Source organism: Aureivirga sp. CE67 (assembly GCF_015767245.1).
GTDB lineage: Bacteria > Bacteroidota > Bacteroidia > Flavobacteriales > Flavobacteriaceae > Aureivirga.
On record NZ_JADOTV010000046.1, the window covers coordinates 1 to 1247 of the forward strand.

The 1247-nt window shown below is 34.5% G+C and carries 1 pseudogene; it reads right to left on the bottom strand.

From position 1 onward, the window contains the following. Positions 1-1247: pseudogene (locus I0K12_RS21915) on the bottom strand (hypothetical protein); the annotation flags it as partial.

The window sequence follows — 1247 nt, forward strand, 5'->3', positions numbered from 1 at the left end:
TCATAATCGATCCGTCTACTAATAAAGCATCCGTCATATCATTCACATCTACAACCATATGTCCGTCTCCATCATCTTCACAGAAATAATAAGTATCATCTATTAAATTATCTGAAAACTCTGGTAATGGATTCACTATTAATTCTAATGGAATCACTACATAACATCCTTCTGTTTCTCCTGGATTGATTGTGTAAACATTTGTTGCTTTCACATAAATCGTTTTACTATCCGAAACATAAGCTGTTAAATCTGCTGTTGCAATTTGCGTTGTCAATGCTTCATCTTCGAAATATTCTAAGCTGATTCCTGCTGGGTTTTGACCACTTAAAATCTCTGCTTCTTTTTCTGTAATATCGAAAATCGCTGTTCCATCTGTATCATCATCACAAACTTCTAATGCTGTTGGCTCCATATCTACTTTTGGTAGTGGCTCCACAATTAATGTCAATGTGGAAATCGCATAACATCCTGTTGTTTGATTTTCTACTCTAACATATAATTCTTGTGCATTGATAATGGTATTCACATAGTTTGTAAAGTCTGGAATATCCGTGATATCTCCTTCTGCATTGGCTAAAGAAGTGTGATATGTTACTACCATTCCTAATTGTCCTGCTAAATAATGTGTATCATTTTGTGTTAAATCAAAAGATGCAAAGCCATCAAAATCATCATCACAAACTTCATGAGGAATAGAAGCATTTCCGATATGTGGAATATCTTCAATGATTAATTCGAAACTCTCAATGATATAACATCCTGCACTATTCTCTACTCGTACCCAAATCGTTTGTTGATCTGCAACAGTGTTTAAGAATGGAGAATCCATATCAATTGGATTATTGATAGCTTCCGCATCTGCCTCTGATAAATACATCGAGATTGTTAAATCTGGCTGTGAAGCTAAAATTCCATCTCTTACAGTATCTAAGTAGAAAATTGCAAATCCGTTGTTATCCTCGTCCTCACAAAGAACATAATCCTCGATTGAATCAATCTCTGGTTTTTCTGATAATTCTAATTCTAATGGACGAACAATATAACATCCTGTATCTTCATTTTCTACACGAACATAAATCGTTGATGCTACTGAATAGTATGAATCTGCTAATTCTTGTTGCCCTGAATGTGCATTTTGCTCTGTGATGTGGTACGTAATTGTATACTCTTCAAATGGATCAAAAATTTCTGTTGCTTCGTTTAAGTCAAAGAAAGCATGACCATCATAATCATCATCACAAGCT